The organism is Hahella sp. CR1 (assembly GCF_029813005.1).
Classification (GTDB): domain Bacteria; phylum Pseudomonadota; class Gammaproteobacteria; order Pseudomonadales; family Oleiphilaceae; genus Hahella.
Genome location: NZ_JAPELK010000010.1, coordinates 111,899 through 132,930, shown reverse-complemented (window position 1 = coordinate 132,930; position 21,032 = coordinate 111,899). Strand labels below are relative to the sequence as shown.

The following is a 21,032-nucleotide window of genomic DNA, read 5'->3' as shown; positions in this document are numbered from 1 at the left end:
TCTTCATCATGGAATCACTCCTGTCGGAAAGCAGCCTGACCGATTCGCTGCTGACCCAGATTCGCGCGCGTCTTCCCGTCGTCGACGGCGCACTGCAAGCGCATGCCCGCTCTCCGGTCTGTGACTATACCCGTAGCGGATTTCGCATCGCCCCCAGCAGTTTTCAGCCTCGCCAGGATCTGGCGGACGTATTGCAACGCTATGTCTCGCCCCTGCTTGGCGAAGCGGTGGCAAAGGCGGTCAGCGCGGACATTCTCAGTCATCCCGTCGCCCTGACCGCCAATCACCACGGCGTGGACTATTTCGCCCAGTCCGTGCAAGGCACGCTACTGTTTGGACTCTCCACGGGGGCGACTACCCTGCCCGTGTTCGCCTGCGCCAATATTCCCCTCAACAATCTCACCTATCCCCGGGGAATGTTGCTGTATCCTGAGGCGAAGTTCGCCGAAAGCGCCGCCAATGGCGCTTTTCCGCTGAAAATACCCCTGTTTCCCGACCGCCTGAAGCGCACCATCGTCGCCCGCGCCCCCGCCCTGGACGCAACCATGCTGCAAAACGCCCGGAAACGCCTGCGCGCCGTCAGCAACGACGCCCCCCGACTGGCCGAGGCCGCTCTCAGCCTGCTGAGGGAGGAATACGAGGCGGAAGCGGTGATGGCCGCCGCAGACTATTCGGACCAGGCAGTGATACTGAACCAGCGTGTCTGGAGCCGTCTGTTCGCCGCCAACGTATCCGCACCGACGCTGGTCTATCTGGAAATGGAAAAAATAGCGACTATGCTTCTGGAATATGACTTGGCTAACCCGGATAGTCTCGCTTCCATTCTCTTTTTCGAGCAGCCTTTGTTGCGGGCTCTGGACGCTGAACTTAAGGGAGTCAACGGTTCCGGCACCTTTCTGTTCTGGGGCGTTGACGACGCCGGGCGCAGAGTATCACTCGGCCTGACGGCTGAAGACGGAGGCGCGGCGACATTGCGTGCAGTGGACGGACAACAAAGCGATTATGCAGTTCCCTTGACGGCCGGCCCGTTATTACAGGAACTGCGCTCAGGTCGTCTATTGCCTTCATTATTCACGAATTTTCTTGTCATCGCCCTGGCCCGCGGCGTAACCTGCGCCGGCGGTTACTATCAGGCTTCCTACCTGCCCCGGATGCAACGCGGCGTGCTGAACGCGCTACAACGCCATTTTGGCGAAGACGCCCGCTTTCAAGCCATCGCCCAGGCCTTCACAGGATTCTATCTGTCAGGCATGCAAACCGTAGTCACCCGCACTCGCGACGATGGCTACGTGCCGGCAGGGCCGGTTGAGATCATCGCCGCCGGCGGACTGGACGCCAGCGCCGTGGCGCGTATTCGCGCCATGACGGTGGAGCAAGCGCATATCGCCTCGTTGCTGGAAACGACGGCGGACGTGATGACTGGTCAGGGGGCCATGCCGGAAGGCTGGGCCGCCACCCTTGCGCGCGAGTGCCGACATCGGCTTGCGGGCGTCCCGGTGACCATTGAGGCTTGAGAACGCCATCAAGGTCTGAGAATGCCTGATAGTGCGCCATTAAGAGCGCAATAGAAACAAAGGGTTATATGGAAAAGTTGCAGTAGCGCAGTAAAGCAGTCAAAGCGAGTGAGGTGTTAGGGAACTATAATTGCGAAAACGAGTTTGGGGAGCATAAGGAGAACAGCGAATGAGGATAAAACTTTATCTGGTCGCTCTGACAACACTGACATTGACGCTGTTCACCAGCGTCGCCACTGCGGCCACATCCGCCAAGGCTGAAGCCGCTTCGAAGTTCAGCATGGAACCGACGACCAATCAGGGTCAACGTTGGCGAATTGGCTACTACGAAGGGGGCGAGTATCCGGATTATCAACGGGAGCTGATCGTCACGGTGCGCTCGTTGATGGATATGGGTTGGATCAAAAAGGCGGACATCCCTCCCCAAAAAGGCGATCAAACCAGCGATCTATGGCGCTGGCTCTCTGAGTCGGCCCAGAGCGATTATATCGAGTTCGTCAAAGACGCCCACTATAACGCCAATTGGGACGACAACCTGCGCGCCCAGATGAAGACGGACATCATCAAGCGGCTCAGCGAAAAGAAAGACATCGACCTGATGATCGCCATGGGCACCTGGGCGGGACTGGACCTGGCCAACAACGAACACAGCACGCCGACCTTGGTGTTTTCCGCGAGTGACCCTCTTTCCGCCGGCATCATCAAAAGCATCGACGACTCCGGTTATGACCATTTGCACGCCACCATGGACCCCTTCCGTTATGATCGCCATATCCGAGTGTTCCATGACATTACCGGTTTCAAAAAGCTCGGCATCGCCTACGAGAATACCCAGAACGGCCGCAGTTACGCAGCCGTGGACACCATCGAGGCGTTGAGCAAAGAGCTCAAGTTCACCATCGTGCCCTGCTACACCAAGAGCGACATCGCCGACGTCAGCATGGCGGAGCACAGCGTCATCGACTGCTTCCAGAAGCTGGCGCCGAAAGTGGACGCCATTTACATCACCGAACAGGGCGGCGTCACCCGCAAGACTTTGCCAGTGATCGTGAAAACCGCTCAAAAATACAACGTGCCCACGTTCTCCCAGTCCGGTTCCGAAGAAGTTCGCTATGGCGTGCTGGCCAGTCTGTCGCAGTTCAACTTCAAGTATTTTGGCGAGTTCCACGCGCAGACCATGGCCAGGATATTCAATGGCGCCAAGCCCAACGAACTGCCCCAGTTGTTTGAAGAACCGGCGAGAATGGCGCTTAACCTGAAGACCGCAGAGATCATCGGGTTCAACCCCTCCCTGTTGTTACTCGGCGCCAGCGACGAGATTTACAGAGAGGTCGAAACGCCCCAATAAGCGTAACCGCCCGCTCTCAGAGCAGAGCGGGCGCCAGCAAGATGGAGCATCTCATGCGCAATTCGATCATCAGGATTGTCTTCCGCTTCACAGGCGTGCTGGGACTCACTCTCCTGCTCGCCATGACGCCTCCTGCCGCCGCCTCGCACCCGCCTGATACGCCACAGGCGCAAAATCCGCCCGCTCACGCCCCATGGCGACTGGCTTATTACGAAGGCGGCCCCCATGGCAACTATCACGACTACCTTGAAGCCACCATCCGCGGCCTGATAGCGCTAGGGTGGATCGAACCGGTGGAGCTGCCAAGCAGCGAAGCCGACGCCCGCACGCTCTGGACCTGGCTGGCGCATAACGCCAAAAGTCAGTACCTGACGTTTCTGGACGACGCCTACTACTCCGCAGACTGGGAACAGGATTCCAGGGAGAAAATTCGTGCGGATATTATCGACAGGATGAACCGGCAGAAAGATATCGATCTGGTCTTCGCCATGGGCACCTGGGCGGGTCAGGATTTGGCCAATAATCGCCACCACACCCCCATTTTCGTGATTTCCGCCAGCGATCCGATTCAGTCCGGCATCATCAAAAGCGCCGAAGATTCCGGCTATGATCACGTGTTCGCCCGGGTGTCGCCTCAGCGATACGAGAAGCAACTGCGGGTGTTTCACGAAGCGGTGGGCTTCAAGCGCCTCGGGGTGGCCTACGAAAACTCCGTGGATGGGCGCGCCTATGCGGCGCTGGAGAATATCGAAAAAGTCGCCAAGGAGAATCGCTTCAAAGTGGTAAGTTGTTATACCCTAAGCGATATTCCGGACAACAGCAAGGCGGTGGAAAGCGTACTTTCATGCATCGACAAGCTGGCGCCGGAGGTGGACGCGCTGTACATTACCATGCAAGGCGGCGTAAATGAGCGCAGCATTCCGAAAATAGTTAAGATCGCCAATAAGCATAAATTGCCCACTTTTTCCCAACTGGGCTCGGAAGAAGTAAAATATGGCGTTTTGATGAGTATGTCGCGGCCGGACTTCGAATCCGTCGGTAATTACCTGGCTTCCTGCCTGGGTCAGGTTATAAACGGGGCGAGCCCCAGAGCCCTGAAACAATTGTTTGAGGAGAAGACCAATATATCCCTTAACCTTAAGACGGCGGAAGTCATTGGCATCTACCTGCGCGCAGACTGGCTTGCCGCTGCAGACGAAATCTTTCGAGAAATACAGGTTCCCGATTAAACATGGTTCGAGCTAACAGCCGTTTTTTCAGCCGCTACCGTTTTTACTCGCTAAGAACCAGGATCATTTCTCTCATCCTGTTGATCATGTCCATAGCGGCGCTGTCGATTCTTTATTTCACGCATCGTGACGTGGGACGCGCGATGCTTCACGCTGAAGAATCCTCCGCGCAAAACGTATTAAAGCTGGTCGAGCTGAATATCAAAGCCGGTTACGATCAGCTGACCGGCGACAAAATAGAAATCCTCTCCAATCTGCAAAGCGACTTGCAGAGCGTGTCTGAAATCGCGCAGTCCTCTTTCAAGGTGTACGGGGATTTGTACAAGTCAGGCAAGGTCTCCCAGGAAGAGGCCGAGGCCATGGCGTTCAAGTGGCTGCGGGACGTGCGCTTCGGCGAAGTGGAAGTCTTTGTGTTCAACCGCCAGGGCGGGGTCATGGCGCACCCGGACCCCAGCGTGGAAGCGACGTACATCACTTCACTGCGAGATTTTAAAGGCCGCGTCATCTACCAGACCATGTCGGACGACAATCTGGACTCTTCCGGCGACAAAGCCATCTTCAACTGGCGCAAACCCGGCAGCGACCGCGACAGCCGCCATATCGGCTACTTTCTTCCCCTGCCCGACTGGAAACTGACCCTCGTCGCCATGGTGGACTTCGAATACGTCGAAGCGGAAAGCCGCAAGAAAATGAGCGCTATTATCGACAGTCTGCGTAAGACGTTCCCTGACATCAAAGTCGCCAACACCGGCTACGCCTACCTGTTTGACGGCCAGAGCGAAGTGCTGGTGCCGCCTCCAGGCGCCAGCGGAGAAGGCGAAGCGCCCAAGCCATTGAATGGTGAGCAACGGGATCTGCTGGCCGAATTGATCGGGCAAATTGGGGCGCAGGAGCAAATCGGCCAGGTGGTGTATCACTACCACGACCCCTTTGTGGCTGGCTCCAAACGCGATGAAGAACGTCAAGTCGTAGCCTACGTCAGCTATTTCAAACCTTTCGACTGGTATCTCTCCGTGGTGGTGCCGGTTGAGGAAATCTCCGCGCCGGCGGAGAATCTGGTGAAGAGCCAGAGCCTTGTCATCGCCTTTTTCTTCATTGGCAGCATTCTCGTGGCCTTCATCTGGGTGTCGCGTATTTCCCGGCCATTGGACTTCCTCACCAATTACGCCAAACAATTACCGTCGCAGGACTTCCTCAAGGACGACCAGCCGAACAGCACGATTCAATCGTTGGCGGTGCGCTCTCGCGATGAGGTGGGACGTCTGGCGGAGTCGTTCATCTTCATGGAAGTGGAGCTGAAAAAGAACATCAAGGAAGCCTGTCGCGAGAAAGAAGCGGCGGAACAGGCCAATCAGGCGAAAAGCGAGTTCCTGGCCAGAATGAGTCACGAAATCCGTACGCCGATGAATGGCGTACTGGGCATGGCGAGCATACTCGCGGATACGCCATTATCGGAGAAACAGCGCAAATACCTGGACACCATCGTCAGTTCCGGGGAGTCGCTGCTGAATATCATCAACGACATTCTGGACTTCTCCAAGATCGAAGCTGGCAAGCTGGAGCTGGATAATCATGCGTTCAAGCTGCCGGAGTTGCTCAACTATCTCGTGGATATCTTCTCGCCCCGGGCGCACAGCAAGGACATAGAACTGGGTTGCGCCCTCAGCGACGGCATTCCTGAAACCCTGATCGGCGACAGCGGCCGCCTGCGGCAGATCCTCACCAACCTGGTGGGCAACGCCCTTAAATTCACTCAGCAGGGCAGCATTCAGATCATCGTGGAAATCAGCGATGAAGACGCCCGCAACATGAAGCTGAAAATATCGGTCAGCGACACTGGCATTGGCATCCCCCTGGAGAAACAGGAAAAGATCTTCGAATCCTTCTCTCAGGCTGACGGCTCCACCACCCGCACCTACGGCGGCACCGGACTTGGCTTGAGCATCTCCAAGAGCCTGGTGGAACTGATGGGCGGCGAGCTGGGCGTGGAAAGTCGTCCCGGCGAAGGCTCCACGTTCTGGTTTTCCGTATGGCTGGAAAAAGATCCCACCACCAGCGGCGTCTCCACCTTGACCACCAAAACCGGCGGCGGCGCAACTGGCCGCACTCAGAATCCGCCGCTTAGCGGCCGCGTTTTATTGGTGGAGGATCACCCCATCAACCAGGAATATGCGGTGGAGCTGCTGAATATGATCGGCATCACCGCGGACATCGCCGAGAATGGTCGCGAAGCGCTGACGCGCCTGGCCAAGAACCACTACGACATGGTGTTGATGGATTGCCAGATGCCGGTTATGGACGGCTACGAAACCGCCATGGCCATTCGCGCCGCGGAGCAATCCCACCCCGGCAGCCGACGCCTGCCGATAGTGGCGCTGACCGCCAACGCCCTCCCAGGGGACCAGCAGCGCTGCATGGATTCCGGGATGGACGACTTCCTCGCCAAACCTTTCAATATCCAGCAACTGTACGCGTCACTGGCGCGCTGGTTGCCCACCGCCAAAGCGCGCATCGCCGACCGCAGCGCCAAATAGGCGGGCGTCAACGAAGACTTCTCACCGGGAAAAGTTAAAACAGGGAACGGATCGGAATCAGACCAGACAGGGCGGGCAGATAAAGATCAAGGCGTCATCCGACGCCTTTTTCATATTGTTTGAAAGCGGCGCTAAGCGTATCCAGCAAATGCGTATTGTCCCAGGGTTTGGAGATATAGCGGTAGATTTCCCCCTGATTGATCGCCCGCTCCAGACTTTCCGACGAGCCATGCCCCGTGAGCAGAATGCGCAATGACCGCGGATGCATGGTTTTGATTTTGGAGAAAAACTGCACGCCGCTTTCCCCTGGCATCTGCAAATCGGAAACGATCACCGCCACTTCGCGCCGCGCCAGCACTTCATAGGCGTCTTCCGTATTGCTCGCCACCAGAACTTCGTAGGCCTCATCCCGCAGAATGCGCTTGATGCTGCGCAGGATATTGGCGTCATCGTCCACCACCAGCACCGCGCCTCTGTCCCGGCTGCGACCAAACTCGCTGATGTCCAGGCGCGGGCGCTCTTTGAGCATGGCGCAGATTTGTTCTTCAGGCAGCGGGCGACTGAAATAGAAGCCCTGTATCGCATCGCAGTTTTCCGCCGCCAGCAGCGCGATCTGGCCCGCCGTTTCCGCCCCTTCCGCAATCGTCTTTAAGCCCAGGCTCTGGGACATGCGGATAATGGCTTTGACGATGGAGTAATCGTCCGGGTTATTGGTCAGCCCTGACACAAAGGATTTATCAATTTTCAGCTTGTTAACGGGAAAGCGCTTCAGGTAACTGAGGTTGGAGTACCCGGTGCCAAAGTCGTCAATGGACAGGGACACACCGATATCCTTGAGCCGTTGCATTAGAGAGATAGAGGTAATCGGGTCCAGCATGGAAAGAGACTCAGTCAACTCCAACTCCAGGTATTTCGGCTCCACCATGTATTTATTCAAAGCCTGCTTCACCAGCTCCTCGGTTTTCTGCTCCATGAACTGCAAAGCGGATATGTTGATCGCCACCGGCACGATTTTCAGCCCCTGCCGCCGCCAGCTTTCCAGACGTTTGCACACGGCGAAGATGACCCATTCGCCAATAGCGGAGATCAAACGCCCCTCTTCCGCCGCAGGAATAAAATCCCCCGGCGGCACCAGCCCCAAGGTGGGCGACTGCCAGCGGATCAAAGCCTCAAGCCCAATGATCTTGCCCGTGCTCAAATCCACCTGTGGCTGGTAGTGCAAGACGAACTCGTCATTATCCAGCGCTTGCTTCAGGCTGCTTTCCAGCTTCAGACGCTCGTTGAGGCGATCCTGCATCTGGTGAGTAAAGAACTGATAGGCGTTGCGTCCCGATTCTTTGGCCCGATACATGGCTATATCCGCATGACGCATCAGCACTTCCACGTTGTCGCCGTCCTCCGGAAAACTGCTGATGCCCAGGCTGCAGGTAATGGAATGGCTCTGTCCCAGCAGCAATACCGGCGCGCTGACGGAGCTGATCAGACGCGACGCCAGATGAGTCAGATCCCCTTCACTTTCCAGGTTGTCCACCAGCAAAACGAACTCGTCGCCGCCAAACCTGGCCAAGGTATCGCAACTACGGGTGCAATCCTGCAGTCGCTTGGACATGATCCGCAGCAGCTCATCACCAGCGTTATGTCCCAGGGTGTCGTTGATCAGTTTGAACTTATCCAGATCGATGAAAATCAGCGCCAAACGGGATTCATTACGCTGCGCGTGATTGATCGACTGCGTGACTCGATCCAGAAACAGACTGCGGTTCGGCAGCCCGGTCAGTGCGTCATGGGTCGCCTGAAACTCAATCGCCGCTTCCTGACGCCGACGCTCAGTGATGTCCCGCAACACAAACATATGGGAAGGCGAGCGGTGGTAGGTGATGGGGATGCAGTTGACCTCCACCTCCACACGTCCGCCGGTGAGCTGCCGCAACAGCATGACTTCCGGCGGGCCCGCGCTTCTATCCGCCGAGCAAGCCTGTTTTAACTGCATGGCCGCGTATTCTTTCTGGTCGTCCGTGACGAAGTCCAGCAACGCGCCGCCCAGCAGTTTGTCCGGGTTATCCGCTTTCAGCATGCCCACCGCTGCGGAATTCAGAAATACAATGCCGTCTTCCCCTTCCACGAGAATGGCGTCAGGGGTGGTCTCAACTAATTTACGGTAGCGCTGCTCACTGTCCTTAAGTTGCTGATAGGCGACTTTGAGAGCGATATGGGTGTGCACCCGAGCCGCCAGCTCCTCGACCTGAAACGGCTTGGTGACGTAATCCACGCCGCCTGCGTCAAAGCCCGCCTTTTTGCTTTTAACGTCACTGAGAGCTGTCATGAAAATCACGGGAATATCGTCGCAGCCATCCAGTTTTTTCAGCTTGCGGCAGGTTTCGAACCCATTCATTTCCGGCATCATCACGTCCAGAAGAATGAGGGAGGGTTGGCTTTGCTCAGCGATTTGCAGCGCCTGCATGCCATTTTCGGCGGAGAGCGTGCGGTAGCCTCTACTTTCCAGACAGGCCACCGCCACATCCAGATTGAGAGGCGAGTCGTCGACAATTAAGACCGTGAACTCAGAGAGATCCTCGATCGTGGCGCAATCCTCGAATCCATCAGCTTGCAAGATAGTCGTCATGAAAGAGACTCTGATTCCCGTTAGCCCTTATCCAAAAGATAGCCCCGCGGCCGTGGATTTCAAGGCCGCTTGTCGTCTCCCCCGGTTCAGTAACGCTCCCCAATCCGGCTAAGCGCCTGTGACGCGGCTCATCCGCCGCTTTGTTTTTGTTTGTAGCGATCCATTAACTCATGCTGCAGTTTCGGCGGCGCATAGTCGTAATGGCTGAATTCCAGTGTGTAAGCGCCCTCGCCGCCAGTCATGGACTTCAGTTTGGACTGATAGTTGTCCAGCTCCGCCAGTGGAATCAACGCCGACACCGCAGCCCTGTTGCGGCTGAGCGCGTTGCTGCCCGTCACCATGCCCCGGGAGCCGGAAATGTCTCCGGTGATATCCCCGACGCTGGCCGCCGGCGCGGTCACGCTCAGCCTCACCATGGGCTCCAACACCACAGGCTGCGCTTTGGTCACCGCATCCAGAAACGCTTTCTTGCCGGCGGTGACGAAGGCGATCTCCTTGGAGTCCACCGAATGATGCTTGCCGTCGTACACCGTCACCCGTAGATCCTGCAACGGAAAGCCGGCGATCGCGCCGCTTTCCAGCACCTGGCGCACACCTTTTTCCACGCCGGGAATGTACTGGGAAGGGATGGAGCCTCCCACTACTTTGTTTTCAAACTCAAAGCCCTGCCCCCGCTCCAGAGGCTCCACCCGCAGATAGACTTCGCCAAACTGCCCTGCTCCGCCAGTTTGCTTTTTGTGACGAAAATGTCCTTCCGCAGGCTTGGAGATGGTTTCTTTATAGGCGATGGAAGGCGGATGGGTGACCACCTCCACATTGAACTGCTGTTTCATGCGCTGCAACACGATACGCAGATGCAAGTCGCTGACTCCGTACATCACCGTTTCATTCAACGAAGCGCGATGCTCCAGCTTGAGACTGGGATCTTCCGCGCACACCTTCTGCAAAGCGTCCGACAGTTTCTGCTCATCCCCTCTGCGCACCGGCTCAATGGCGATACCGCAGATCGGCGGCGGAAAGTCGATGGACTTGAGGTGGTATTGCTCTTCGTCCGTCGAGTCATGCAGCACGGAGTCGAACTCGATATCATCCACCTTCGCTACGGCGCAAATATCACCCGGCACGCCATAGGCGGTCTCCCGAGTTTTCTTACCTTGCAGTTTCAGCAGATGGGCGACTTTGAAAGGTTTACGGGCGTCACCGACATACATTTGCGAGTTAGGGGAGATGCGTCCCTGGTGAATCCGAAACACGCCCAACTTGCCAACGTAAGGGTCCACTGCGACTTTAAAAACGTGTGCGATGGCGTGCTTGCCCGGGTCCGGCTCCACCGCCACCTTCTTGGCTTCGGCGCCCTCGCCTTTCAAAAATTGCGGCGGGTTGCCTTCCAGAGGCGTCGGCATCAAATGGGAAATCACCTTCAATAGCTCTTCCACGCCGGCGCCGGTTTGCGCCGACACAAAACAAACGGGAATCAGATGCCCTTCCCGCAAGGCTTGCTCGAAGGGATCGTGCAACTGCTCTGGATTGAGTTCCTGTCCCTGCTCCAGATACACCTCCATCAACTTCTCATCCACTTCCACGACCTGATCCACCAGCGCACTGTGCGCTTTCTCTACGGATGAGAAGTCCGTGGCGCGGCTCTCGTCCGGCGCGAAGTAACAATCCACCACTCCATGACCGGATTCCGCCGGCAGGTTGATCGGCAGGCATTCAGGACCAAAGGCTTCGCAAATGCTCTCCATGAGTTGGGCGAAGTCAATATCGTTCATGTCTATCTTGTTGACGATGATCATGCGGCAAAGCTCGCGCTTTTTAACCGCCGCCATCAGGCGCTCCGTCACCATTTCCACGCCCGCCTGCGCATTGATGACCAGCGCGGCGGAGTCCACCGCAGGCAATATGCTCAATGTCCGCCCAAGAAAGTCGGGATAGCCGGGAGTATCGATGAAGTTGATATGCGCCGCGTCGTAATCCAGGCTACATACGGAGGTGTATAGGGAGTGTCCCAGCTCTTTTTCCTGGGGATCGAAATCGCTGAGAGTGGCTCCTTTTTCAACGCTGCCGGCGCTGGGGATTTCTCCGGATTTAACCAGAAGCGCTTCCAATAAGGTCGTCTTGCCGCAGCCGACGTGTCCCAAAAGCGCGATATTGCGGATGTTTTCTGTGCTGTACTGCGCCATAGCTCTTCCTTTTGGTGAGTGGAGACGACTTGCGTCGTCAAACGGAGCTTCGGCCAGTATCCCGATCGTATTCCGCACGGAGGACCCGTCGTAAAACACGAACTGCGATGGATTCTGGAAGGAGTATTTCTATGAATTAAAGCAGAAAATCCGGGATTTGGGAAAATTGCGGGGTTAGCAAAAACCGATAAAGTCGTAATGGGGATATTCAGCGGAATAAAAGCGTAGTTTTACACAGAAGTTTCCGGGCGCTCTGGAGATACTATCCCTGTCCGACAGCGGTTTCAGAAGCGCTTACCCCGTTTCTGACTCCCCCTTTCCGCTTACGGCGGCTTCTCCTGGCGTCTGCGATCGCAGGAGAGCCTCCCAGCGACCGAGGCGTTAATGAGCCAGGGTGGGCGCCTCGGTTTTTTTACTTTCCTACAGACTGGCCGCTACAGACAGGCGACGTCAGCCCTGACAGATTCCTGTCGCCTATTCAGCCAACAGCTTGAGCCCGGAGGGCAACGCTTCGCCGAATACGCGCTTGGTTTCCGCCTCATCCAGCTCCACCACCTGGGACACCATGTCGACCCAGACCGCCGGAGCCTTGGCGGTTTTCAACGCCGCGGCCACTGCATTGCGGTCCGCTTCGGACAGATCCCGTACGCGATCGCCGCTCATGCGCGACAGCATCACCGTAGCAAAGGCCGCTTCCTGATTCTTTTTCCAGTCCTGCTTGAGCAACTGCGGCAGCCAGCCGGACACTGTCTCTGCAGGAACCACATTGTGCGCGCTGCCATGGAAAGGTTGCCGCGAAGCGATGCGTCCAAGCGCCCACCAGCTTGCAACAGGTTCGCTGGGTTTCTGCAGACGCTGTAACAGCCACTTGGCGACTTCGACCTTGGTTTCCACTGGCAAGCGCTCCAGCGCCGCCGCCAATCGCACCATGTCTTCGTAGGACTTGAACGCCGGCGTAGCCACCAGCTTGCGGCTACGCAATGCAGCCGGATTAATGTAAACCGCCGCATCCTTGTACACGCGCTGCTGCTGTTCGCTGTTGAGCCCACCTGCGACGCGACGCCAGAAAGTCCACCATTCGCTCCACAACTGCCCTTCCTTATCGAATTGCAGGCCTTGCTGATACATTTTCCAGACTTGCTGCACCCGCCAGTCATCCAGGGGATCGCCAAAACCGGGACGCAAACAGTATCCAGCGAAATTGAGCCAGATACGCTCATGAGCCGCAGAGCGGCGACGATTCTTGCCGCCTTCCAGAAACTTGTCGAAAACGGCGCGCAGCGTGGGCATATCCCATTGGTCGCGCTTACCAAGCAGCTTTTCCAGATCATTGCGCAGCGTTTTGATGGAGTCGCCGCCTTTTTTGTTGGAACTGTAGGCCGCTTCGATTTTGCCCGCCGCTTCCGTGAATTTAGCAGGCAATTGCGCGCCGCTATCTTCCACCGGCGTCTGTTTGCGTAATTGGAAATCCAGCCGCCAGCGTTGTGGGCTGGCGTCGCCGCCGGCGATTCCCACACACTCGACCTGCAACGCGCCGGCCTCCGTCAGCACTGCGCTCAGTTCCACTTCAACTTCTGCGCCGTTGTCCTCCGCATCTGCGCTCAACGCCGACACCATGGGCGGCAGGAAAATGAAGTCGTCATCGTTCATTTCCTGCAGATCGCCCGCGCTGAATGTCTTGTCGCCCGTTGAGGACGCCAAGTGGAAACGCACCGGACGCCCGATACGCAACGCGAATTTACGGTCATGCAGACGAATTTCTTCGCCTTCTTCCGTCGCTTTGGGCAATAAGCAAACGCCAAACTTCTTGTCTGCGGCGGCGTCAGTGGACGCCTCCACAATCAGAAAATAAGAGCGCGCCGAGCCGCCGCCGATTTTGATCTGCGCGCCTTTACGCGCCAGCCCGTAGGCCACTCCGCCAAAAGCCACCGCCAGATTGGGATGGGCATTATCCAGCAGCTTAACCGGGGCGCCATTCCATTGACTTAACAGCGCCTGCGCCCGCTCACTGAGTAACGGACTGTTGAATACGCCGCCGTTCAGCAACAGCACGTCAGGCGCCGCCGCAGCCGTTTCACTGGTCTTCAACGCCTGTCGTCGGCAGGCCTGCTCATGACGGGCCAGAAATTCCGCAATGTATTTGCTGACGGCAGGGTCCGGCGCATAGGGCAAACCAAACTCCACCACCGCGCTGCGTCGCCTGGCGGGACGCTCGCTGAATTCACAAAGAGGAAAAAAGCCGTCCACGGCGATCTGGTGGGCTTCTTCACGGGTCAGTTCGCAACTTTTAGCGCCGCCGATCAACTTGGCGCCGCCGCCCAGCACCGTCACGGAAGCGGCATCAGGCGCTTCCGGCGACAATAGTAACTCTTTGGCTTTTCGGGTTTGCTGGATCAGCTGGGAAAGCGCGGCTGCGCTGAGCTTACGCGCGCTGGCGATGCGCTGTTCCGCTATATGGGCCAGCGCCAGATCGATATTGTCGCCGCCGAGCATAAGGTGGTCGCCCACCCCGACGCGATTGAGGGTCAGCTCGCCTTGATCGCCGGACCCGGCCGCCACGCTGATCAGACTCAAATCTGTGGTGCCGCCGCCAACATCGCACACCAGCAAGAGTCTGGCGTCCTGCAACAGTGATTGCGCCTGTTCTTTATTACGCGCGCACCAGTCGTATACGACCGCCTGCGGCTCCTCTAACAACAGAACTTCCGGCAAGCCCGCCAGACGTGCGGCTTCAAGAGTGAGGGATCGGGCGCCTTCATCAAAAGACGCCGGCACCGTGATGACCACTTCCTGCTGTTCCAGCAGGTCCTGCGGATGCTCCCGGTTCCAGGCCTGTCTGACGTGATGCAGGTAGCTCGCGCTGGCGAGCAGTGGAGACACTTTGACCACGTCCTCCGCCGCCGCCCAGGGCAGAATGTCCGCCGTGCGCTCCACCTGGGGATGGGATAGCCAGCTCTTGGCGCTGGCCACCAGTCGGCCATCGACTTTGGAGCCCAACTCCCGCGCCCATTCGCCGATCACAACCTGATCGATCTCACCGGGTAACGCCTGAGGGCGCCAAGGCAGTTGCAGATGATGCTCCGCAATCTCGCCGGGAGCCGGATGGTAGCGGAAAGACGGCAGCATGGGCTTCTTGGCCAGCTCGCCCGGCGCCACCAACTGCTCGATTTCAAACAACTTGGGAACGGCGTTTTCCGCTCCTGTTGAGATGTCCGTATAGGCCACCACCGTGTGAGTGGTGCCCAAATCTATCCCTACCAGATATTTCACTCTCAGCCCTCGCGTACGTCGAACTCAACCTGCCATCTTGCATCGCCGTTTCTGGGAATGGCTTCCAGACACAGAGTGCCGACTTCGGTGACCCGCGCCGACAGACGTACCGGCACGATTTCTCCCGGTCGACGCCCTTCCGCCGGTAGCGAGGCCTGGATTTCCGGCAACTCTTCCAGTTCATCCGGGCCCCAGGCGTCCAGCACCATGCCCGGCTCGTCATCGCGACGCAACGTGGAGCCGAAAAATTTGAAGCGCACGGGTTCGCCGACGATCAAGCCCAGTTCCTGGCTTTCCACTTTCACTTCTGAGCCTTCTTCCATGCCGAAAGGCGCGACGCACAGGGCTTCCATCGGCGCTTCCATACCCGGCACCGCCGGCATGGCGCTCTCGATTCCCACATAATAGGCGCTGGCGATGCCGCCGCGAATGCGTACGCCGCGTCCACGGCGCACATAGCCGTAATAGGCCGCCCCGCAGGCTACCGCCAAGTCGAGATCGCTGTCCTGCAGCAATCTTGCGGAAGGCGCGCCAGCGTCACTTAGCCAGTGGTTGATGATCTTCATCAGACGCGAGGACAAAGCCGGCGCTTTAAGTACGCCGCCATTGAACAACACTGCGGTGGGTTTGATAAATTCGCTTTCGTTTTGCGCCAACAGTTCGTTGGCGGCGGCGTGCTGACGACTCAAAAACGCCGCCAGATGACGAGTGACCGCCGCGTCCTGGGCGTAAGGCAGGCTGATTTGGGTCAGCGCGCGACGCATTTGCTGTTTCGGATGTTCGTGAACGCCGACTTGCGGGAAAAAGCCTTCCACCAGGGTCTGCTGTACTTCTTCACGAGTCAATTCCGTGCGTAAGGAGCCGCCCAGCAGTTTCGAACCTCGGCTGGGCACCACAATCGGAACCGCGTTCACGTCCTGATCCGACAGCAGTGCTTCTTTGGCGTCGCGGCAACCATGTACGATCGCCTGAATCTGCCAGGGCTGCAGTTCTTTGCCTTCCTGCGCCAGCTTGTTCTTCACCCGATAAGCCAAGGCCAGGTCCATGTTGTCGCCGCCCAGCAGAATATGTTCGCCCACCGCGACGCGATTCAGTTCCAGCCCGCCATCCTGCTCAGTGACCGCAATCAAGGACAAGTCCGTGGTGCCGCCGCCGATGTCCACCACCAGCACAATATCGCCAACGCCCACCTGGTCGCGCCAGGAGCCGCCACTGGCCTTGATCCAGTTATAAACCGCCGCTTGAGGCTCTTCCAACAGGGTCAGATTGCCAAGACCAGCCGCTTTCACCGCTTCCACGGTGAGATCCCGCGCAGCCGGATCGAACGACGCAGGCACCGTCACCACCACGTCCTGTTCATTCAGCGGATAGCCCGGGTGCTTATGATTCCACGCGTTGCGCAGGTGCTCCAGATAACGAATGGTCGCCGCCAGAGGAGAAATGCGCGCCACTTCTTCCGGGCTGTTCAGGGGAAGAAAATCGGAACGGCAGTCGACACCGCCATGACACAGCCAGCTTTTGGCGCTCGCCACCAGACGCATCGGCGTTTTCGACCCCAATTCACGGGCGACGCCGCCCACCAGGGCATCCGCTCTGACCACCCAGGGCAGGGCCAACTCCCCTTCTCCCAGCTCGGATTCATGGGGCTGATATAAAAAAGACGGCAGTTGCTTCTTTTCCTCCACACTGCCCGGACGGGTCAGTTGCGGCACGGGCATTACGTCCTGGCGCAGTTGATCTTCGTCCAGCGCCTGACCGCTTTCATCGGTCAGTTCAATGTAGGACAGCACGCAGTTGGTGGTGCCCAGGTCGATGCCCACACTATAACGGGGCGATCTATCGGCGTTCATATCGCTCATAGTTCGACCTCCGCCGGCGCGATAATGGAGGCGTCATGTTCTTTGGCGAGTTTCGGCAGCTTCACGTCCACCGCCTTCCAGCCGCGATGCACCAACACGCCGGTGAATGGCGCCTTGCCTGCGACATTGCCGGTCAAACGCACTTCAGAGGCGTTGAATCCTTCCGGCAGTGTGACGTTAGTTTCTTCTTCCTCCTGACGCAGCGGCGCAAGAGTGAAGTATTCGTTCAGGGTCTTTTGCCCGCCTTCGTGCACGACGCGCGCCGCCGCGCCGATATCCGCATCGCTGAAACCGGCCAGATCTTCTTTCAGGAAGTCGATAAAGCGGGCGTTCTGTTGTAACAGGGCCAATAACTGCAGGGCTGAATCCGGCGTTGAATCTTTAAAGGGGTTAACAGGTTCCGGTTTGACTTCCGGCGCCGGTTCGGCGGGCGTTTCAACCGGTTGCGGCGCAGGCTGCGTCGCGACGCTCTGTGATTTCGCATTTTTTCTGGCGCTCAGCCACGCCGCCAGAAATACAATTGCGAATACAGCCAATCCCAAATGCAACAGATCAATTGTTGTGGGCATTGCGGTTAAATTCAGATTCATTATTTTCTCTCTTAATCCTTAGCTATGTTGATGCTGGATTCCGTTGCTGATCAATTAATATGCATATGCGCATCATAGGAAACGCAAATACGCGCCGGGCTTGTGATACGACAGCAACAGACAAATAAACTTGTTGGCCCGGGCGGCGGATAATTCGGGCGTGCAGACGCAGTGCGGCGGCTCAGCCGGCGCATATGATAGCAATAACTTAAAGACGAAGTAACACCGTACGGCGGACGACTCGGCGTCTGCCATCATTCTACTGCTCACTATAAAGACTGCTCGTGAAAGAGACGGTTACGCGCGGGAACTTTATTTAATCTGATTTATGAATTTCGTTAAGAGACAGAATATCAATCACGTCGGATATATCCTTGTGGTATTCCTCCATTAACTGATCCAGTTTCCGCTTGAAGTCGTCCTGTTTGCGATCTTTCATGCTAGAGTCCATTTCCTGCAGCGCTTCTGACAAGCGTTGCGAGACTTCCCGTGGGCTGAGCTTTTTCAGATCTTTTAAAATCTTTAACTGCATGTATGAGTAATCGTTTTTAGCTATCGAGTTAATTGAAAAACTGTCCGGGAGGTCGAAATCCGACAGTGGACAGGTTTCGTTCAATATAGTGGAGGCGGCGCATCAAGACAATTTGAGGCCGATTTATATTACCCTGTTTGTCGTCCAGAACAAACATTCATTTGTTTATAATACCACGGCGATCTTAATTGATTACTTTAAGATTATTAATAAATGTATCAATCGGTCAAAAAGTCATCATCCTTTTGTGATTTTACCCACTCGATTGGCCTCTCCCACTCGGCCAACCGCTGATCCCGTCCTGTCGGACAAATAGATCCTCCGACTTAATACTTCTAAGCGCCGGAAGTTGGACAAGAACCTCATCCATTTGAAAAATCCCGCGCTTACGCCACAATAAGCGACTGAGCGGGACCTCATAGGTCCTCATTACTTTGTTATAAACAGGAGAAAAGCATGGGCCTGGGCTCATTTTTTAAATCCATGTTCGGCGGCGAAAAAGCCCCTGAGCCAGAAGATATTATCGAACACAAAGGTTTCCAGATAATTCTGAAGCCGCGTAATCTGGGCGGAAATTACGGCGTCGGCGCGATTATTCGCAAAGAGATCGACGGCGAGATTCGCGAACACCAGTTCATCCGCGCCGACCAGATCCCCAGCAAAGAACAATGCAATGAAATTACCTTGATGAAGGTAAAAACCGCCATCGACCAACTGGGCGACGACCTGTTTCAACCACAATGATCTGACCGCTCAGGTGTCAGTGGTAATAGCGTCCCAGTCCTGATTCATATAACGAATCAGCCAATTAAGCGCATAATGCCGCTCCATAATGATTTCTTCATTAATGGCGGCATTGCTTGCGCCTTTCATTCGAAGCTCAATCGCCGCCCAATGCAGACGATAATAAAAGTCCGCCATATCAAGTATCTCATCCATAGAGCGAAGCTGCGCTTGTGTCGCCAGAGCGTCTCCTGGATGACTGACAATGACGCCAACGTCTGACTCAACATCGCATATCTGGTCGGGCGGCGGCAAAGCCTCTTTATAACCCAACGCCCATAACAATACGTCCAGCCCTTCATAGCGCCAGCTGAATTTGCTCCGGTCTTTTTCCGATGGTGTCGCTGTATTCACAAACGCCAACTCTTCCGGAGAGAAATAGGATTCCGCGCCCCAATTGTCGATAATCCCGCGCACCTGTTCATGGGGCATGCCTTCCGCCTTGACCGCCGCAATGGCCACGGCAATCGCTCTGCGCGCAACGTCGGCCTTCTCTCTTGGTTCAATTGCAGCCGCATCTTCCACTACCGGCAGATTCTGATTCACTGGGCCGCCCAGGGCTTTCACCTCAGCCGTATATTTGCGTTTTCTCTCCAGCTGCGCCGAGGTCGGCTGCGGCGAATCCAGATTAGTTCTCACCACGCCTTGCAGCGCCTCCTCAGCTACCTGAACACCCCGTTCTTCCGCCACAGCTGTTGCTCCTGTCAGTATGAAATTAGAAATGAATGTCGCCAGACACACGCCAAATAGTTTCAGTTTCAATGCAAACAATCCTTAGATACATGTTAAAGCGCACAACAAGTTACAACCTATTACTTTTAATCGCAATATAAATGACAACTCATAGTCTTTCAGACAATCTTTACGGTCTGTCGCCGGAAACAGAAAAGCGATCTTTTTCTATCACTCCATCACGTTTATACGTGGCCTTATAAAAACACTTAGCCAGCCATTCATTTAAATCAGGTCAAATATCCTTTATATGAGGATCTTTTAATAAAAAACAGGGAACCAAAGTCAAAAGACGTTGTTTAATTAATTCGAATGCGATGGCATTCGTATTCAAAACGAGAAGATATATCACAATAGAGGATGTTTTAATGCCTATTCAGGTTTATCGATGGATATTTAAACAACTGTCCTTTTGGACATTAACGTTACTGGTTGTTCCACTTTCTCATGCCGCACTATTCGATCGAGTCGCCGTTACCTGGAACTTACAAGGCTCCAGCCATGCATCGGAAAGTAAATGGAATGTAAGCATCCGCCAGTTGTTGAGCGGCTCTGATCGCGCGCAAGTGTTGGCGATTCAGGAAGCCGGTTCGGTTCCCAGTTCAGCTGAGCTAATGCCGCAACTTACCCCTCCGCGACTGGATAATCCCCATGCGGTTCAGGTTCCGGTTGAAGAATACCGTTGGAATATTGGCACGCGCTCTCGCCCTGATTACCGTTGGATCTATTTTTCGCGCAACGACACTGGCGCCAACCGGGTTAATGTCGCTATCGTCACGGAAGAGCGCGCCAACCGGGTGATTATCCTTCCTCCTCCCGCCAATTACGCCAGCGCCCGCCCCATTCTGGGCGTTGAAGTAGGCGCCGCTGGAGACACTTACTTCTCCATTCACGCTTCCGCCAACGGGGGAACAGACGCCGCGCTGATCGTGAACGCGGTGCATAACTACTTCGCTACAGCGAACAACAACGCTCCCTTCATGATCATGGGCGACTGGAACCGCAGTCCTCAGGCACTGAATACGCAACTGGCGACCAACCACCCGGTGGTTCACGCCAATATCAATCTGGTCAATCAAGGCTCCGCCACCCAGCGCAGCGGGGGCAACCTCGATTACGCCGTCACCGGCTCCATCGCAGGCAGCGCCAATTTAATGCGCGCATTGCTAGGTATCGCCTCTCTGGTCGGACAACTTTCTTCAGACCATACCCCTGTCAGATTTCAACGTTATTAATTAAATAATCAGGACTATTAAATATGTTATCTCGAATTCTACCTGCACTTATCATCAGCGCAGCGATAGCGCAAACCACTCATGCCGAAGATTATGTCAATGCGGCCTTAGAGAATGTTTATACCGGACAATTATTAGTTAACTATCATAATGGCGCAGGCTATGTATTTACTTACCCTGCTTATGAATATACGGGGAGCGATTTCGAACGCATCAACTGGCGGACGGAATATCTTGCGGACGGTTCACTGCGTTTTAGAAATGCTTATTACACAGATGTATGTCTGCATGTAGACAGTGATTATTCTGGTGTTTATACGCAGGCTTGCGACAACTCCGATCATCAACGTTTCACGCCGATTTATACTTCCACTGGCGCTGTGCAATTGCAGAACCGCAGCAATTCCAACTGTCTCTATGTGGACTCAGGCAGTTCCAACTCAAGCGTCTACCATAAGAGCTGTTCCACAGGCTCCATCGACGCCAGCGAGTTATGGGTGATTACGGTTCCTCGGGGCGCGGCGAAATCGCTGCCGACGCAGTAAACATTATTGACGAAGTCACTGGATTGACCCGTTAACAGCCAGGCGCAGGGATGCG

At 55.9% G+C, this 21,032-nt stretch carries 14 protein-coding genes; 7 read left to right on the top strand and 7 right to left on the bottom strand.

The features are described from left to right. The first annotated feature begins 8 nt into the window (after window positions 1-8). The 4 genes from ONV78_RS22460 (at window position 9) to ONV78_RS22445 (ending at window position 6,625) form a co-directional block, all read left to right on the top strand. Window positions 9-1,514, top strand: a complete 1,506-nt coding sequence (locus tag ONV78_RS22460; RefSeq protein WP_279506563.1) for a hypothetical protein — start codon at window positions 9-11, stop codon at window positions 1,512-1,514. 169 nt (window positions 1,515-1,683) lie between these two features. Further along, window positions 1,684-2,862, top strand: coding sequence for an ABC transporter substrate binding protein (locus ONV78_RS22455; protein ID WP_279506562.1), 1,179 nt, complete (start codon window positions 1,684-1,686; stop codon window positions 2,860-2,862). Window positions 2,863-2,915: 53 nt separating this feature from the next. After that, entirely contained in the window at window positions 2,916-4,091 is a 1,176-nt protein-coding gene (locus tag ONV78_RS22450) for an ABC transporter substrate binding protein (protein ID WP_216736228.1), read from the top strand. A 2-nt stretch (window positions 4,092-4,093) separates the two neighbouring features. Then, a complete protein-coding gene (locus ONV78_RS22445; RefSeq protein WP_279506560.1) occupies window positions 4,094-6,625 on the top strand; it encodes a cache domain-containing protein in 2,532 nt (843 codons plus the stop codon). Window positions 6,626-6,719: 94 nt separating this feature from the next. Here ONV78_RS22445 and ONV78_RS22440 read toward each other — a convergent pair whose 3' ends face one another. The 6 genes from ONV78_RS22440 to ONV78_RS22415 all read right to left on the bottom strand — a co-directional run bounded on the left by ONV78_RS22440 (window position 6,720) and on the right by ONV78_RS22415 (window position 17,682). Beyond that, a complete protein-coding gene (locus tag ONV78_RS22440) occupies window positions 6,720-9,248 on the bottom strand; it encodes an EAL domain-containing protein (protein ID WP_279506558.1) in 2,529 nt (842 codons plus the stop codon). 128 nt (window positions 9,249-9,376) lie between these two features. Further along, the gene (gene fusA / locus ONV78_RS22435; RefSeq protein WP_279506557.1) at window positions 9,377-11,431 is read right to left on the bottom strand and encodes an elongation factor G; all 2,055 of its coding nucleotides are present in this window, start codon (window positions 11,429-11,431) and stop codon (window positions 9,377-9,379) included. 474 nt (window positions 11,432-11,905) lie between these two features. Then, window positions 11,906-14,701, bottom strand: coding sequence for a hsp70 family protein (locus ONV78_RS22430; protein ID WP_279506556.1), 2,796 nt, complete (start codon window positions 14,699-14,701; stop codon window positions 11,906-11,908). Window positions 14,702-14,703: 2 nt separating this feature from the next. After that, complete coding sequence (locus ONV78_RS22425; RefSeq protein WP_279506554.1) at window positions 14,704-16,560, bottom strand: Hsp70 family protein; 1,857 nt, start codon at window positions 16,558-16,560, stop codon at window positions 14,704-14,706. Further along, entirely contained in the window at window positions 16,557-17,150 is a 594-nt protein-coding gene (locus tag ONV78_RS22420) for a DUF2760 domain-containing protein (RefSeq protein WP_279506552.1), read from the bottom strand. The genes ONV78_RS22425 and ONV78_RS22420 overlap by 4 nt, the downstream gene beginning before the upstream one ends. 316 nt (window positions 17,151-17,466) lie before the next feature. Then, window positions 17,467-17,682 (bottom strand): hypothetical protein, encoded by a 216-nt coding sequence (locus ONV78_RS22415; RefSeq protein ID WP_216736221.1) that lies wholly within the window; start codon window positions 17,680-17,682, stop codon window positions 17,467-17,469. A gap of 456 nt (window positions 17,683-18,138) precedes the next feature. Here ONV78_RS22415 and ONV78_RS22410 point away from each other — a divergent pair, with 456 nt between their 5' ends. Further along, entirely contained in the window at window positions 18,139-18,426 is a 288-nt protein-coding gene (locus ONV78_RS22410; protein WP_216736220.1) for an HlyU family transcriptional regulator, read from the top strand. 9 nt (window positions 18,427-18,435) lie between these two features. Here ONV78_RS22410 and ONV78_RS22405 read toward each other — a convergent pair whose 3' ends face one another. Further along, complete coding sequence (locus ONV78_RS22405; protein WP_279506550.1) at window positions 18,436-19,227, bottom strand: DUF4272 domain-containing protein; 792 nt, start codon at window positions 19,225-19,227, stop codon at window positions 18,436-18,438. Window positions 19,228-19,565: 338 nt separating this feature from the next. Between ONV78_RS22405 and ONV78_RS22400 the strand changes: the two genes are divergently transcribed. Then, the gene (locus ONV78_RS22400; protein ID WP_279506549.1) at window positions 19,566-20,432 is read left to right on the top strand and encodes a cytolethal distending toxin subunit B family protein; all 867 of its coding nucleotides are present in this window, start codon (window positions 19,566-19,568) and stop codon (window positions 20,430-20,432) included. Window positions 20,433-20,455: 23 nt separating this feature from the next. Beyond that, window positions 20,456-20,977: a ricin-type beta-trefoil lectin domain protein gene (locus ONV78_RS22395; RefSeq protein WP_279506547.1), complete on the top strand. Its 522-nt coding sequence runs from the start codon at window positions 20,456-20,458 to the stop codon at window positions 20,975-20,977. The last annotated feature ends 55 nt before the right edge of the window (window positions 20,978-21,032 follow it).

Coding starts and splice junctions, on each gene's coding strand:
- ONV78_RS22460 (WP_279506563.1), top strand. CDS start 9: ATGGAATCACTCCTGTCGGAAAGCAGCCTGACCGATTCGCTGCTGACC.
- ONV78_RS22455 (WP_279506562.1), top strand. CDS start 1,684: ATGAGGATAAAACTTTATCTGGTCGCTCTGACAACACTGACATTGACG.
- ONV78_RS22450 (WP_216736228.1), top strand. CDS start 2,916: ATGCGCAATTCGATCATCAGGATTGTCTTCCGCTTCACAGGCGTGCTG.
- ONV78_RS22445 (WP_279506560.1), top strand. CDS start 4,094: ATGGTTCGAGCTAACAGCCGTTTTTTCAGCCGCTACCGTTTTTACTCG.
- ONV78_RS22440 (WP_279506558.1), bottom strand. CDS start 9,248: ATGACGACTATCTTGCAAGCTGATGGATTCGAGGATTGCGCCACGATC.
- fusA (WP_279506557.1), bottom strand. CDS start 11,431: ATGGCGCAGTACAGCACAGAAAACATCCGCAATATCGCGCTTTTGGGA.
- ONV78_RS22425 (WP_279506554.1), bottom strand. CDS start 16,560: ATGAGCGATATGAACGCCGATAGATCGCCCCGTTATAGTGTGGGCATC.
- ONV78_RS22420 (WP_279506552.1), bottom strand. CDS start 17,150: ATGAATCTGAATTTAACCGCAATGCCCACAACAATTGATCTGTTGCAT.
- ONV78_RS22415 (WP_216736221.1), bottom strand. CDS start 17,682: ATGCAGTTAAAGATTTTAAAAGATCTGAAAAAGCTCAGCCCACGGGAA.
- ONV78_RS22410 (WP_216736220.1), top strand. CDS start 18,139: ATGGGCCTGGGCTCATTTTTTAAATCCATGTTCGGCGGCGAAAAAGCC.
- ONV78_RS22400 (WP_279506549.1), top strand. CDS start 19,566: ATGCCTATTCAGGTTTATCGATGGATATTTAAACAACTGTCCTTTTGG.
- ONV78_RS22395 (WP_279506547.1), top strand. CDS start 20,456: ATGTTATCTCGAATTCTACCTGCACTTATCATCAGCGCAGCGATAGCG.